Annotated in this window: 13 protein-coding genes; 6 read left to right on the top strand and 7 right to left on the bottom strand. The window is 50.1% G+C overall.

The features are described 5' to 3' along the window. Positions 1-209: 209 nt before the first annotated feature. The 4 genes from AC0QH1_RS18070 to AC0QH1_RS18055 all read left to right on the top strand — a co-directional run bounded on the left by AC0QH1_RS18070 (position 210) and on the right by AC0QH1_RS18055 (position 4,027). Positions 210-1,283: an ABC transporter substrate-binding protein gene (locus tag AC0QH1_RS18070; protein WP_324632646.1), complete on the top strand. Its 1,074-nt coding sequence runs from the start codon at positions 210-212 to the stop codon at positions 1,281-1,283. A 27-nt stretch (positions 1,284-1,310) separates the two neighbouring features. Continuing rightward, positions 1,311-2,099 (top strand): ABC transporter ATP-binding protein, encoded by a 789-nt coding sequence (locus AC0QH1_RS18065; protein ID WP_324632645.1) that lies wholly within the window; start codon positions 1,311-1,313, stop codon positions 2,097-2,099. 80 nt (positions 2,100-2,179) lie between these two features. Then, positions 2,180-3,001 carry an ABC transporter permease gene (locus tag AC0QH1_RS18060; RefSeq protein ID WP_324632644.1) on the top strand — a complete coding sequence of 274 codons (822 nt, stop codon included), beginning with the start codon at positions 2,180-2,182 and terminating at the stop codon, positions 2,999-3,001. 51 nt (positions 3,002-3,052) lie between these two features. Next, a complete protein-coding gene (locus AC0QH1_RS18055) occupies positions 3,053-4,027 on the top strand; it encodes an alpha/beta hydrolase family protein (RefSeq protein WP_324632643.1) in 975 nt (324 codons plus the stop codon). A 212-nt stretch (positions 4,028-4,239) separates the two neighbouring features. On the opposite strand, the gene AC0QH1_RS18050 is transcribed toward AC0QH1_RS18055, so the two are convergent. The 4 genes from AC0QH1_RS18050 to AC0QH1_RS18035 form a co-directional block, all read right to left on the bottom strand. Further along, positions 4,240-6,798 (bottom strand): GAF domain-containing protein, encoded by a 2,559-nt coding sequence (locus tag AC0QH1_RS18050; RefSeq protein WP_324632642.1) that lies wholly within the window; start codon positions 6,796-6,798, stop codon positions 4,240-4,242. A 207-nt stretch (positions 6,799-7,005) separates the two neighbouring features. Beyond that, positions 7,006-8,139, bottom strand: coding sequence for a glycosyltransferase (locus AC0QH1_RS18045; RefSeq protein WP_324632641.1), 1,134 nt, complete (start codon positions 8,137-8,139; stop codon positions 7,006-7,008). Between the two features lie 250 nt (positions 8,140-8,389). Further along, positions 8,390-9,541: an NAD-dependent epimerase/dehydratase family protein gene (locus AC0QH1_RS18040; RefSeq protein ID WP_324632640.1), complete on the bottom strand. Its 1,152-nt coding sequence runs from the start codon at positions 9,539-9,541 to the stop codon at positions 8,390-8,392. A gap of 368 nt (positions 9,542-9,909) precedes the next feature. Continuing rightward, positions 9,910-10,518 (bottom strand): chromophore lyase CpcT/CpeT, encoded by a 609-nt coding sequence (locus tag AC0QH1_RS18035; protein WP_324632639.1) that lies wholly within the window; start codon positions 10,516-10,518, stop codon positions 9,910-9,912. Positions 10,519-11,159: 641 nt separating this feature from the next. Between AC0QH1_RS18035 and AC0QH1_RS18030 the strand changes: the two genes are divergently transcribed. Beyond that, on the top strand, positions 11,160-11,753 hold the full coding sequence (locus AC0QH1_RS18030) for a class I SAM-dependent DNA methyltransferase (RefSeq protein WP_324632638.1): 594 nt from the start codon (positions 11,160-11,162) through the stop codon (positions 11,751-11,753). Between the two features lie 373 nt (positions 11,754-12,126). Further along, positions 12,127-12,297, top strand: a complete 171-nt coding sequence (locus AC0QH1_RS18025) for a hypothetical protein (protein ID WP_324632637.1) — start codon at positions 12,127-12,129, stop codon at positions 12,295-12,297. 134 nt (positions 12,298-12,431) lie between these two features. On the opposite strand, the gene AC0QH1_RS18020 is transcribed toward AC0QH1_RS18025, so the two are convergent. The 3 genes from AC0QH1_RS18020 to AC0QH1_RS18010 are packed head-to-tail and all read right to left on the bottom strand — an operon-like array spanning position 12,432 to position 13,868. Then, positions 12,432-12,773 (bottom strand): hypothetical protein, encoded by a 342-nt coding sequence (locus AC0QH1_RS18020; RefSeq protein WP_324632636.1) that lies wholly within the window; start codon positions 12,771-12,773, stop codon positions 12,432-12,434. A gap of 29 nt (positions 12,774-12,802) precedes the next feature. Continuing rightward, positions 12,803-13,507, bottom strand: coding sequence for a hypothetical protein (locus AC0QH1_RS18015; RefSeq protein WP_324632635.1), 705 nt, complete (start codon positions 13,505-13,507; stop codon positions 12,803-12,805). Next, entirely contained in the window at positions 13,395-13,868 is a 474-nt protein-coding gene (locus tag AC0QH1_RS18010; protein WP_324632634.1) for a hypothetical protein, read from the bottom strand. The genes AC0QH1_RS18015 and AC0QH1_RS18010 overlap by 113 nt, the downstream gene beginning before the upstream one ends. Between the last annotated feature and the right edge of the window lie 343 nt (positions 13,869-14,211).

The following is a 14,211-nucleotide window of genomic DNA, read 5'->3' as shown; positions in this document are numbered from 1 at the left end:
AAACGAGCGATCGCCGGCATGTCAGCTTGCGGTCTCCCTCCTTGCTGACAAACTCAATCGCTCAATTCACCACAACTGTTATGATGAATCACAGCCCATCTCTGGTAAAATAGCAAGTCAAATATAACCCCATCCTGTCTGTCACCTCTGACTCAGGTTAACCTAGGGCGTTGTCATACAGCGAGTAATTTATATCTTAAAAAACTCTCATGCACGAGCATTATAACCTAAAACGTCGCCAATTTATTAAAATTAGCGGAATGGCGCTGGGAACTGGCCTGTTAGAAGCTTGTACCCCGACCAATAAGAATCTATCTGTTTCTCAGGCTAGTGAAAAATCTAACTCGATTAAATTGGGACTGAGTTGGAAAGCGGAAGCGGAATACGGCGGGTTTTATCAAGCAGTAGCCACTGGCATCTATCGAGACTATGGTTTAGAAGTAGAAATTCAACCCATCCCCCCCCAAGGAAATACCACGCAATTATTGATGGGGGGATTGGTTGATTTTACGATTGGGCAAGGGATTAGTACCCTGCAAGCTGTGGCACAAGGCATTCCAAAAATCACCCTTGCCGCTATCTTTCAAGATGAAATTCAAGTGTTACTCACTCATCCCGGAGTCGGAAACGACTCTTTAGATAAACTGAAGGGAAAACCCGTGTTTATTACGGCTGGACTCAGCAGCACCTATTGGCCGTTGTTGGCGAAAAAGTACGGATACACTGCCGACCAGCAACGCCCTTACAATTTCAACGTTACCCCGTTTTTAGTCAATAAAAATTCGGCGCAAGAGGGAATTTTAACGTCCGAACCTTACCTCATCGAAAAAGAAGGCGGATTTAAGCCTATCATTTTACCGTTGAAAGAAACGGGATTGAATCCTTATGCGTTTACGATTGACACCACCAAGCAATTAGTGGCGGATAACCCGAATTTGGTGGAGCGGTTTGTGGATGCTTCCATCGAAGGATGGTATAGCTATTTGGAAAATCCAGAACCGGGCAACGAACTGATAAAACAAGACAATCCGGAAATGACCGATGAGTTAATGAGCTTTGCCCTGAATAAGATAGCAGAATATGACCCGATACGCTCGGGGGATGCAAAAACGCTCGGTATCGGAGCAATGAGTGACGATCGCTGGAAAACTTTGGCAGAACAGTTAATCGAAGTTGGCGTTTTAGATGCCAACTTTAACTATAAAGATGCCTACACCTTAGAGTTTGTCAATAAAGGAGTAGACTATTACACAGAGTCAATAAAATTTATAGTAAAATGCTAAGAAAACCTGTTAAGGAATAAGCCACAAATGAAGAATACCGAAACCGCGATCGCCATTGACAATCTGAGCAAGCGTTTCAATAATGACGTGGTTGCTTTGCAAGACGTCAATCTCCACATCGAACCCTCTGATTTCCTAACGTTAGTCGGACCTTCGGGATGCGGAAAAAGTACCTTGCTGCGAATTATTGCCGGACTCAGCGATAAAAGTACCGGTGAAATCCACTGGCGCGATCGCACCTTGAAAGAGCAACTTGCTTTTGTTTTCCAAGAACCCGCATTGATGCCTTGGGCCACAGTTCGCGATAACGTTCGCTTACCGCTAAAATTGGCAGGTGTCTCGAAACAAACCGCCGATGAAACCATTGCCAAAACCCTGGAATTAGTCAACCTGGCAAATTTTGCTAAAGCGTATCCCCGCCAGCTTTCCGGTGGGATGAAAATGCGGGTTTCAATTGCCCGGGCATTGGTAACAGAACCCAATATTTTGCTGATGGATGAACCGTTTGGCGCATTGGATGATATTACCCGCACGAATCTCAATGACGAATTACTTTCTTTGTGGAACCAACAGCGTCCCACGGTGGTTTTCGTGACTCATAATATTTACGAAGCGGTTTATTTATCTAAGCGCGTGGTGGTGATGGCGGCGCGCCCCGGACGAGCGATCGCCGAAATTCCCATTGACGAACCCTTACCGCGCACGGGAGCATTTCGCACCTCAGAAGCTTATCTGGAATATTGCCGGGAAGTGTCTGCGGCGTTGTCCCAAGCAATGGACTCCCAACCGCGATCGCCCGTTGGATTTGCCGGCTAATCGGCGTTGCTGTGCCCCGGAATCGCGGCGATCGCCTGACCTTCATTCTACCACAATTCACCTCCAATTCACCACCTAATATGAAAAAAGATATCGCCTCTTTCCTCAGCAAAATCAACTGGAAGCAGTGGTTTTCTCTGGATACCATCGCGCCGATTATCGTGGGCATCCTCGTGTTGCTGACCTGGGAAATTGCCGTGCGCGTCACCAACACCCCCGTTTATCTCTTGCCCGGTCCCCTGCTGATATTCAAAACCCTGATAAAAGATTGGAATATTTTATTTCCCGCGTTACTCATTACCATAAAAATTACCGTAGTGGCATTTTTAACCGCTGCTGGTTCTGGATTGCTCATTGCAATTCTCATGTCACAAAGTAAGTGGATCGAAAAGAGCCTCTATCCTTACGCGATCGTGCTGCAAACCACCCCAATTGTGGCGATCGCACCGTTAATCATTATCTGGTTCAAAAATAATACCTTCGCCGCCTTAGTCCTTTGTGCCTGGATTGTCGCCTTCTTCCCGATTATTTCCAATACCACCTTTGGCTTAAACAGCGTCGATCCGAACTTAAAAGATTTATTTCGCCTGTACCAAGCCTCCCGCTGGCAAACCATGTTGTATTTGCGACTTCCCAGTGCCTTACCTTACTTTTTATCCGGATTGCGAATTAGCGGCGGATTAGCCTTAATCGGTGCCGTGGTGGCGGAATTTGTGGCCGGGACGGGGGGAGCAAATTCCGGCATTGCCTATCAAATGTTAATGGCCAGTTACAATCTGCAAATTCCCCGCCTATTTGCCGCCTTATTTATGGTGACGGTGCTGGGAATTCTCATTTTTGCCCTCTTGTCGCGCTTATCGGATTTCCTCTTAGGCGAATGGCATGAAAGTTCGGTAAAATAATAGAAAACCCCCGGTAAATTTTATCCAATCCTTTCGTTTCCTGAGCAGAAAATGACTTTAATCGCTTCTCGAGGTTCTTGCGTGGCGGTAATAGGCGCTGTATTGCTTGCGGGCTGCACTAATCTTCCAGTGGTAGCCACAACGCCTGAACCGCTGTTTGATACCGTTACTCGGTTTGAGACCACGATTCCCACGGCGAATGGGGCGGAGGATGCAGCGGATATTTACTATCCCGGTGCTTCCGAAGCGGTTTCTCTGCCATTGGCCCTATTGTTACCCGGAGGGCTGGTGGATAAGGCGGAGTATTCTGACTTTGCGAGCATGGTTGCTGGCTATGGGTTTGTGGTTGTTGTCCCCAATCGATTCCGGAGTGTGCCCAACCCCGTTTCGGGAGAAGATTTTTCCGGGCTAATTGCTCAGGTCGAGCAGGTGAATGACGTGCTAAACTACGTTGAAGCGGAAAACGCTCGCCCGGAGTCTCCCCTGCGAGACCGGGTGGATGTATCGCAACTCGGCTTGCTCGGACATTCGTGGGGAGGAGCGGTGGGACTGGCCGCGATTCAAAATCTCTGCCTTCCCTTGCTTTGTACCGAGTCTTTTGAAAGGCCAAAGGCGCTCAAAGCTGGTGTGTTTTATGGAACCACATTTCGGGACCAAAGTCAAGAAGAGGTGGTGATTTTACCGGTGGCAAATCAGGGGATTCCGATTGGGTTAATTGCAGGCGATCGCGACGGGGTGGTTCGCGGTGCAATGGATGCAGTTGCACAGACCTACGAGAACATTCAAGACCCCCCCAAAGCCCTGATTACCCTGCGCGGGGCGAACCACTACAGCATTACCAATGAAGATAGCAACCGGGACCGGGTTCGTTCAACTCTCGACCAAGAGGTGGCGACAGAAACCATTGCCCGATGGAGTGGCTTATTTTTGCGCGCCCATTTGCTGGAGGATTCTGAAGCCTGGAATTATATTTACCAGAGCGGCGATCGCCTCGACCCAAATGTTGATGTTGAAAGCATCCCATAACTGGGCGTCAAGTGACCTACTCGCGACACCGATCCAAGCATACTGTGTTAGCTTCTCCCACCGTCAGGGTTTTACCACTGGCTACCGGGTGCGAGGTATTATCGTAAGGAGACGCCGGCTCTCCCTTTAAAAATCTGCTTCTGGATTAACGCCCACCCCCTACCCTTCTAAAGTGTCTTTGCACACCGAGGTCAGCCGGAGTTGGGATGAGATTATTTCGTGGTCATGGTATGCACGCCATCCCAATCCTCTGGCGGTGGATTTTGCAGATAATCCCGCGCTCTTTGCAGGTGAAGTTCCACCGGTCGATCGCCCGGTTCGAGCTGTTGTGCGGCTTCAAAATGGATAATGGCGCGCTGGAAATCCCGGGCCACATAGGCTTGACGTCCCAGGCGATACAGTTCCAAAAACTGCTCTTTTTCGGCATCTAGCGGGGTAGAGCGATAGCCGATTAATTCGTAAATGCTCACCGCCTTATTTTTCCCTTTAACCCGAATTTTATCTAACTCCCGCACGGTGATGCGATCGCTGCATAGGACGTAAGTTGGCTCGCTTAATATAATATCGCACTTATACTCCTTGGTGACGCTTTCCAAGCGGGCGCTCAAGTTCACCCCATCCCCAATCACGGTATAGTCCATGCGTTTTTGACTGCCAATATTTCCGGAAACCACTTCCCCGGAACTAATCCCAATCCCGATCCGGATGGTATGCTCGCTTTGGCGGCGGTTAAACTCGCGCAGGCGGCGGCGCATATCCAGAGCCGACTGTACTGCTTTCCAAGCATGTTCCTCCAAAGGCAGGGGCGCGCCAAACACCGCCATCAGGGCATCCCCGATAAACTTATCCAAAGTGCCATCATAATTAAACACCGCTTCCACCATCGTCTCGAAATACTGATTCAGCAGAGACACCACCTCAGAGGCTTCTAAATTCTCCGTCAGGGTCGTATAGCCGCGAATATCCGAGAACAGAATAGTCACTTCCTTGCGTTCTCCCACCATCAGGGAATCTTCCCCCAGGGCCATCACTCGTTCGGCGACTCCTGGAGTCATGTAGCGATACATGGTAGTTTTCATCCGCTTTTCCCGACTGATATCTTCCAGGACTACCAATCCGCCGCGCACCCCGCCTTCCGGGTTAGTGAGGGGATTCACCGTCAGATTGATGCTGCGCTCGATTTCTTTGACTTGACTTTTATGCACTGGTGTGCTTGGGGCAGCCTCGGCATCAGGGTCGGCGGCGCGATCGTTCCACAGGATGTAATACTCCGGATTGTGCCGATCGCGAATAGCTAGCAGATGATTTTCCCCCTCCGAGGTTTCCGACTCCACAATTCCCACCAATAAACTCTGTTCGGGCACGTAATGTTTTGCCCCCTGTTGCAGGCTATCTTCCACGCGAAATTGCAGATTTTCAATCGGCACCACATCCCACAAATAGCGCCCTTGCAATTTGCTTTCCCAAAACAACAATTGTTCCTGATTGTCTCGGGGAACCGGACAGCCTAACAACTCCAACGCCGCTTCATTAATCGTCACGATGCGCCCCGCCATATCCGTAGAAATCACCGCATCGGAAAGACTTTCCAAAATATCCTTTTGATACTGCTTTTCGAGCAGAACATTTTCAAACAACTGGGCATTTTGCAACGCGATGCCCGCCTGAGCGTTAAAAGCGCGCAAAAAAGCCTCGTCCGACGTATTAAAACTGCCTTTGTGCTTGTTAATCAGTTGAGTAACGCCGATTAATTCTCCCGAGGCATTAAACACCGGCATGCAGAGAATGTTGCGAGTTTTGTACCCGGTTTTGCGATCGGTGGTGGGGTCGAAGCGGGGGTCTTGATAGGCATCCACAATGTTGAGCGTTTGGCCGGTGGAAGCCACATAGCCGGCAATCCCTTTATCGGCACTAATCCGAATTTCCATTAAAGTTGAGCCATCGGCGGACGCCACTTTCGTCCACAGTTCGCCGGTTTGCTTGCACAGTAAAAACAGAGTGCTGCGATCGGCCTGCATTAAGTCCTTCGCCCGGTCCATTACCGATCGCAAAGTCGTTTCTAAATCCAGACTTTGACCCAGAGTCGTGGTTGCTTCCAACAAGGCGCTGACCCCGCGCTGATTGCGGGCGGCGACATAAAACGACTGACAGCTTTCTAGAATAATTCCGATGGAAGTAGCAAACCCGCCAAACTGCAATTCATCTTCGCTGGTAAACGGCACCTCACCGGCTTTGTTGAGCATCTGCACCACCGCCACCACTTGTTCGGGGTCTTTGCTACTAAAAATTGGCTGACACAGCAGACTGCTAATTTTATCGATTCCCGGGGGTTTGTCTACTTCGGCGCTAAATAACTCGTGGTTTTCGGCATCGGCAATTTTCACCCCCACCCCGGTGGTGGCGACGTGACCCAAAATCCCCACATTCATCGGCACGCGAATTTCGGTGGTTTTTCCGGTGGCGTCTTCGCTAATTTTGGACCAAAGTTGGGCTTGGTCTAAATTGACCAAAAAAATGGTGGTGCGATCGGCTTGCAGGATTTGACTGATTTTTAACGTGAAGGCATCGAGGAGTTGCTCGAGCAGGGTTTCGAGCGCTTCGTTATTAATCAGGTCGATGGCGAGCAGACATTGCTGAAACTCGGCGGTAATAAAATCAAGGATGCAGACAAATTCTGTTACCTCCATATCCTTGACTCGGCGGGTCAGCTCACCCATCCGACCGACTCGCGTCAATGTAGCCAGTACGCTACCACTACCAGAAAATGTCATTGCAATTAGGACGCCACTGTTTGCCGCTCAGTTGAGACCGACCCCAGGTTTTTTAATTCTCTCTGGAGTTGGCCTTTTACTATGGTACGCTATGCGGACCGAATCTGTAGAAGTCAGGGTGAGGGGGAAGAATGGGGGATTGAGAATTGAGCGGGGGTGGGAGGGTGGCGGCTCAATTCTCAATCGGGTCTTGGTGGGGGCGGTGCCTCAAGCGGCGAGGGGCAAGCGAGTGCTATCGAGGACCGATTGATAGTACCGTCGCAGTTGCGCGGTGGCGGCGGCCCATCCCCAGCGTTCGGCTTCCCGGCGGGCGTTGTTTCGCAGGGTTTGCCGTTCGATTTGGTTGGCGAGAAGGCGTTGGGTAGCGGCGATCGCGCCATCTTCGGCTTCTGGATCGAATAAGTACCCGTTCGCCCCATCGGTGACAATATCGAGAATGCCTCCTCGGGCGGCAGCTACTACGGGACAGCCGGCGGCCATTGCTTCTAACAATACCAGTCCCAGGGTTTCGGTGCGCGAGGGAAAGATAAAGGCGTCAGCGGAAGCAAAGGCACTGGCGAGTTCTTTACCGTGCAGATAGCCGACGAAGTGGGTGGGGGTGCCGGCAAAATGCTGTTCGAGTTGCTGTCGGTTCGGTCCGTCGCCGACTAATGCCAAGCGGGCATCGGGAATGGCTTCTAGGACTGGTTTGATGCGATCGATTTCTTTTTCGGCCCCGAGGCGTCCTACGAATAAGAGCAGGGGACTTTGGGGATGACCTTGGGTGAGGCGATCGCGCATTTCTGAATTGGCTAAACTGGGTTGGAATAGCTCGGTATCTACGCCGCGCTGCCACAGGTCTACTCGTTCGATGGCGTGGTTTCGCAGTTCTTCTACCATTGCCATTGAGGTGCAGAGGTTGAGTTCGGCTTGATTGTGCGCTCCTTTGAGGAATTCCCACAAAATCGGTTCGAGCATTCCTAAGCCGTAATGGTGCAAGTATTGGGGTAGGTGGGTATGGTAGGAGGCGACTAAGGGAATTCGCAGGGATTTGGCGTAATAAATGCCGCCTAATCCCAATACGGCGGGGTTGACTACGTGAATTAAGTCGGGCTGGAATTGTTCGATCGCTCGCCGTAAGGAGGGGGTGGGAAATGCCAGTTTTAGTTCGGGATAAAGGGGTAAGGGATAACCGGCGACTCCATGAACTTTTGCCCCTTTGTATTCGCTGATGCCGTAATCTGGGGAGACTACTAGCACTTCATCCCCAGCGCGTTGCAGTTGTTCGACGGTGTGACACAGGCGCGTGACGATGCCATCGACTTTGGGATAAAAGGTTTCGGTAAAAAGCGCTATTCTCATTTTTGAATTTTGAATGCGTTAGTGCGATCGCCGTTCTCGGGTTTTTTTTGGGGTTCGGGAGCAGTTTCGCCCGGGAATGGGGGAAATCTTCGCGCCAGTGGCGAGATTTGCCCCGGGGTGGAACCCCGCTCCAGGTGGCTGTTGGAGGGGGTTTTTTAGGCCGCTATTCTTCCGCTCCGGTGTCGGGGTTGTGGCACAAGGAGCTTGGCGATCGCGCCGCGAAACTCCTTGCTTTTTTGTCGGAAATGTGCTATCGACGCCAAGAGACTTTTGGCAGAATTTGATTTTTGTCCACGCGGTGCTGGTATTTGATGGCGAAGTTAAGCAGGGAGTCGAGTAGGGAGTCGGAGAGATAATGGGGTTGTAAGCCTAAGTCGAGCAGTTTGGTGTTTTTGGCGTTGAAGTAGTGTTCTTCGAGTTCGACTCTGGGGTTCTCGAGGTGGTTGATTTCCACATGGAGTCCCATTGAAATGGCCGCTTGTTTGACTTTGATGGCTAACTCGCCGACGTTGAAGAGTTCGGTAAATTGGTTGAAGACCCGGAATTGGCCGGCGTCTGCGGGGTTGGCGATCGCCAGTTCGATGCAGCGCACGGTGTCGCGAATGTCCAGGAATCCTCGGGTTTGTCCGCCTTTCCCGTACACCGTCAGGGGGTGGCCTACGGCGGCTTGAATGCAGAAGCGGTTCAGGGCGGTGCCAAATACGCCATCGTAGTCGAGGCGGTTGATTAGCATCTCATCCATGCCGGTTTGTTCGGTGAGAACGCCGTACACCACGCCCTGGTTTAAGTCCGTGGCGCGCAATCCCCAGATTTTACAGGCAAATTGGATGTTATGGCTATCGTGAACCTTACTTAAGTGATAATAGCTGCCCGGTTGCTTGGGATACGGTAGGGTATCCTTGCGCCCGTTGTGTTCGATGGTGATATAACCTTCTTCAATGTCGATGTTTGGTGTACCGTACTCGCCCATCGTTCCCAGTTTGACGAGGTGGCACTCTGGGAAGTCTTCTTTCATCGCGTAGAGCAGATTCAGGGTGCCGACGACGTTGTTCACTTGTGTGAGGACGGCATGTTCCCGGTCGATCATGGAGAAGGGGGCCGATCGCTGTTCGCCAAAGTGAACGATCGCTTGGGGTTCAAATTGATGCAGGGCTTTGCTCAGAAAGCTGTAGTCGGTGATATCGCCTACAAATAAATCGATGGATTTGCCGGTGATATCCTTCCAGCGCTGCAGCCGTTGTTGAATCGGTGCGATCGGGGTGAGGGTTTCTACGCATAGCTGCGAATCCCAGTGCCGACGCACTAAACTATCTAAGATTCCGACTTCGTAACCTCTCGAGCAGAGGTAAAGTGCGGTTGCCCAACCGCAATAGCCGTCACCACCAATAACCAGAACTTTCATAAGTTGATGATTTTTGCTTGCCAATACTCGGTAACTCTATCAGGTTTGTGTACCCCATGACATATTTAGATTCTCTAAGTTGCATGGGGTTCGATCGCCCTTGAAGGGTGGGGGTTTGATGCGGGAAAACTGCTGTTTTTTCCCCCTGCAGTTGACCGGCGCGATCGCCCGAGAATTAACGATTGGGTAAGTTCTCGCCCAAAATTATCAGCTTTACTTATCGTTACCCCCACCCCTGCTGTGTATTCCAGTTAACAATTCCCCGATCGCTGGGGGGATTGGCGATCGCAATTGCGATCGCTCTGGCAACTCACCCCCCGCTGCAAATCCCACTCTCCCACCCTATTTCCCCGGAAGGGAGTGGCGGGTTAATTTGCTTGCGGACCTGATTGCACCTCCGAGGCAAAACTGGCTAACCGTTTTGTAAACACAAATGGACCGGCAAGTGCTCCCCAAACATGCTCGTCGGTTTCCGGATCCCTGCCGCGATCGTGACTGGTAAAAATCTCCGGATCGATTTCAAATTCGCTATCGAGATAGGTGGTTTTGCCTTTGCGAACCACAATGCATCCTTTTCCCGGTTCCACTTTGCCTTTAAAGCTGTTTCCCGTCCATTCGGTGATGAATGTCGAACCGGGTATTTTTTCCAGCATTTCCCGGGTCAACCCCTGCAGGCGCACCGGATCGCGCGCCCCCCCGTAAAAGGATTCTTCCGAAGCAAGTTTGTAGTTTTCGATGTGAATGCGATCGCCCACCGGCACTAACTTTAACACCCGCACCCGATAGGGAGTCTGGAGCATGTAATCATAAGCTTGTTCTAAATAAAGACTCACCCCATCCACCAGGGAATAGGGCAAAGGTCGCATACAGACCCGAATGTGGGCGAAAAACGGCGGATTTTCGATCGCTTGTTCTTGATTGCTGAAATCAGCCGCCATCCAGCGCGCCAACGTCAGAATATCCGTGGAATGAGTCATTTCTATTTTCTAGGACTTTCCAGCATTACCTATCAAATTATCCCAAGAATCGGTCATTGGTCATTTGTCCTCAGTCCTTTGTCATTGGTCATTGGTCATTGGTCATTGGTTGTTGGTCATTGGTCATTGGTCATTGGTCATTGGTCATTGGTTGTTGGTTCAAGCGTAGGGTGCGTGACCCCCGCCACCCGATTCGTGGCACATCAAAAAAACCGCCGGGGGTCACGCACCACCCCCGCTGGAAGGGCATGGTCAACGAACAAACCCCACCTACGCGGACTAATTTAACGGAATCCCCATCACAAATAACAAATAACAAATGACAAATGACAAATGACAAATGACAAATAACAAACAGCACCACCCCCGCTGGAAGAGTGTGGTAAACGAACAAACCCCACCTACGCAAACTAATTTAACGGAATCCCCATCACAAATAACAAATAACAAATGACAGAGGTGGACAATTTCATTCCAGAATTATTAGCCCATTCTTCTTCCCTAGAATTCTCATCAGCCTGTGCGTCCATCAGAGTGCCTTCCGGTTGTCTTGAGGTTGAAAATCGCCCAGGTTTGCTTGCTGATTGTCTCTCTTGTCTCTATAATGCGATCGTATTAATTAAAATCTGGGATAAATAAAAATGCCGACTAAAACCTCTGCTGAGGAGTTTTACGATAGGTTTGCCTCCACCTACGACGAGGCTGTAAAATCTCCTAAATTTGACGCTCGCCATCTTGATGAAGGGGCTAAACTTTTTCAAAAGTACGTTCCCTCGACGAGAGGTAGCATTCTCGATATCGGCTGTGGAACGGGTTTGTTAAAAGAGTTACTTCCGGGAGAATTTGACTATACGGGAATTGACGTTTCCCACAATATGCTCGAGCGCGCCGCCCAGCGAGGCTATACCATCATTCACGAACCCGTTGAAGAAGCCCTTCCCAAACTTCCAAATCGTTCATACGACTTCGTGTTGGCGTTAAGTTCTTTGCTGTGCGTTAAAAATATCCACCCCGTTATCGCCCATATTGACCGAATTGCCCGCCAGTCAATTCTCTTGAGTCTCGACCAGGTGACAGAAGAGTACAAACGCAATTGTGTTGTGCCAGTTTACGACCATTCCCAACTCGACTTCCCCCACGCCAAAGAGGATTATTTTATCCAGGGATGGACTTCTCCAACTACAGGAATTACCATCCAGACCCGAATGGTCTATATCGAAAAAGCTCAGGTTTAGGGTGCGTGACCCCCGCCACCCAATTGGTTGGTGATTGGTGATTGGTGATTGGTCATTGGTGATTGGTCATTGGTTCAAGCGTAGGGTGCGTAACCCCCGCCACCCGATTCGTGGCACATCAGACAAATAACCGCCGGGGGTGACACAGCAACCCCGCCACCCGATTCATGGGAAAAAAGCCCCGCACCCTAGAAGGGTGTGGTAAACGAACCTAGCCCACCTACGCGGACTAATTTAACGGAATCGCGATCGCAAATGACCAGACCTACGAACAAATGACCAATGACCAATAACCAATAACTCCTACTCCCGTGCAAGCTGCTGCGCTTTCACTTCCGGATCGAAATCTAACTGGGGATTCCACCGCAACGCCTTGCGGAAACTCGCCGCCCTGGCTGAAACTGGCGCTGTTGAGCGCACCCTGATGGTGAGTTGCGCCACCAGCTTGCCACAGCGGTTCCACACCCGGGCGGTTTTGTCATCTGAGGTAGTGACGATGCCCGCCGCGTCGGGCCTGAAACTGGCGCTATTGACCCTATTCTAATGCTGGAGTTGATTGCGCTCCCGAATGTCAAGGAGTTTGGCATGCAATGCGACCATTGGCCTCATAATGGGATAGTTGGCGAGGGAACGCTTGTCTCCCGCTAGAACCTTTAAGTCTTGCCCCGCAGCGATCGCTTAAACCAATCCATCGATGGAGTACACTTCAAATGTTCGCAGAGCATTCAACCCTTGGCGTTCGATGCGCGTTCCCTCTCGGGATTCCCCTAGGGTTTGAGTGGTTTTCAGTGCGAATCCGTCAGCGATTCCGGCAGCAATTAAGAAAACAGTAAAAATGCCGGTGCCTATGCGAATTCGGTGGGTTGCTTTCTGATTCTCGTCCTCTAATCTTTGCTTTGCCCGTTTCGTTTGTTCTAACTCCTCCTGGGTCTGCAGGCGCTGCTTTCTTTCTCGTTCCAGTTCTACACGACAGTCCACAGTTATCCGTTCCAAGGTTTCGCCACCCAAAGGAAATTGCATTTCCTCCATAATCCAGGCATTTAATAATTTTAGCAAATGCCGCAGGTGACCCCCGCTGACTCGACACAGGCTATCCAAGGTTTCCGCACTTTCAAAAATCCTGGAATTGTCCCTAACCGCTGTTGTTCGTCCCAGTGGGAAAATGTCCGCGCCAGAACCATTTGTCGCAGCAGTTTCATCCCCCCTTCATGGTTATTCCTGGCGGGCGATCGCACTGGCACCATTGGCAACACTTTTGGGTCGTCAAATCGCTGAGTGAGATTGGCATAACTATTAGAAAACTTCAGCGCCAAGGGCATGGTGTACACCAGATGACAGTGCAACTTTTTAAAATATTCCCCTTGGTCTACAAACAGATATTCTTGTTGCGGCTTTCCCCAAGCTTTGGCACGGTTATCGATGCGATCGAGATTGTCCACAATCGCCACTAATCCTTTTTTGCCTTGCGCTTTTAATTTGGCGATTGTCGATTCGAGCAATTCGGTATTAATCGCCTCGATTAACTGAGTTTTTCGCGGCCCTAAAAACTGATTCAGTCCCTCCCGCAGCTTCGCATCATCTTTCGCTTTCGCGGTAATTTCGCCAATTCCCAACCTTAGGGTAAACTTATTCCCGTCACCGCTAATTCCCACATCTCCCACACCGGGAATTTTGCCTTTCACCCCGGTAACTTCGGCATTGAAAACCCGCCATGCACCTTGCAGCAATTCCTTGAGTTTCTTCGGTTCCTCCAAGGTAATACTGTCCAAACTTTGACTGATGCGACGGGCGATCCAACACATAAACCGTATCCACATCATTTAATTCCAAGTCTTCACTGGACTCAAAGTACACCACATAAAATCCCTCAGTTTCCAATTCCATTTTCAGCCGCAGGAGTTCGGTAGATTTTCCACAGCCAATATGTCCGATAAATAAGGCAAAAGTGGGTTTATCTAGGTCGAAAAACGTAATTTTTTTCTTCAGTTTCTCGATCGTGTCGCCGCCGCGCACCGCCGCAAAATCGATATAATATTTTTTATCCTCAGCATTGGCTACCACCAGCGCTTTATCGGGGTTAGTGGCGCGATAAAAATCGCGAATATCTGGAATCATGGCATGTTTGCGTTTAACTGACACCTATAGAGTCGTATTATAAAATAAGGTTCTACCGAACTTACTATGGAAAGTTGCAGCCAAAAACGCAATCAAACCTTTGCCAGCAGCAATATTGAATCCTCTGCTAATTTCTTTCCTTATCAAGAACAGGCAAGGCTGGCCTAAAACGCTCTCGTAGCAAGTGTTTTCCTGTCTGATGCGCGAGGATTTTACATACCAGGTTCGGTAGAACCTAGTTTTTTTTCAACCCGGGATTAGACTGCTGGCGAAATAACCATTAAGCCAACGCAATGGTTTTTTTCCAGCCCGAGATTGGACTATTGGCGAAATAACCATTAAG

The organism is Phormidium sp. CCY1219, from assembly GCF_055795085.1.
Note: the sequence above shows the minus strand (reverse complement) of the source record. Positions and strands in the feature narration are given on the sequence as shown.

Coding starts and splice junctions, on each gene's coding strand:
- AC0QH1_RS18070 (WP_324632646.1), top strand. CDS start 210: ATGCACGAGCATTATAACCTAAAACGTCGCCAATTTATTAAAATTAGC.
- AC0QH1_RS18065 (WP_324632645.1), top strand. CDS start 1,311: ATGAAGAATACCGAAACCGCGATCGCCATTGACAATCTGAGCAAGCGT.
- AC0QH1_RS18060 (WP_324632644.1), top strand. CDS start 2,180: ATGAAAAAAGATATCGCCTCTTTCCTCAGCAAAATCAACTGGAAGCAG.
- AC0QH1_RS18055 (WP_324632643.1), top strand. CDS start 3,053: ATGACTTTAATCGCTTCTCGAGGTTCTTGCGTGGCGGTAATAGGCGCT.
- AC0QH1_RS18050 (WP_324632642.1), bottom strand. CDS start 6,798: ATGACATTTTCTGGTAGTGGTAGCGTACTGGCTACATTGACGCGAGTC.
- AC0QH1_RS18045 (WP_324632641.1), bottom strand. CDS start 8,139: ATGAGAATAGCGCTTTTTACCGAAACCTTTTATCCCAAAGTCGATGGC.
- AC0QH1_RS18040 (WP_324632640.1), bottom strand. CDS start 9,541: ATGAAAGTTCTGGTTATTGGTGGTGACGGCTATTGCGGTTGGGCAACC.
- AC0QH1_RS18035 (WP_324632639.1), bottom strand. CDS start 10,518: ATGACTCATTCCACGGATATTCTGACGTTGGCGCGCTGGATGGCGGCT.
- AC0QH1_RS18030 (WP_324632638.1), top strand. CDS start 11,160: ATGCCGACTAAAACCTCTGCTGAGGAGTTTTACGATAGGTTTGCCTCC.
- AC0QH1_RS18020 (WP_324632636.1), bottom strand. CDS start 12,773: ATGCAATTTCCTTTGGGTGGCGAAACCTTGGAACGGATAACTGTGGAC.
- AC0QH1_RS18010 (WP_324632634.1), bottom strand. CDS start 13,868: ATGATTCCAGATATTCGCGATTTTTATCGCGCCACTAACCCCGATAAA.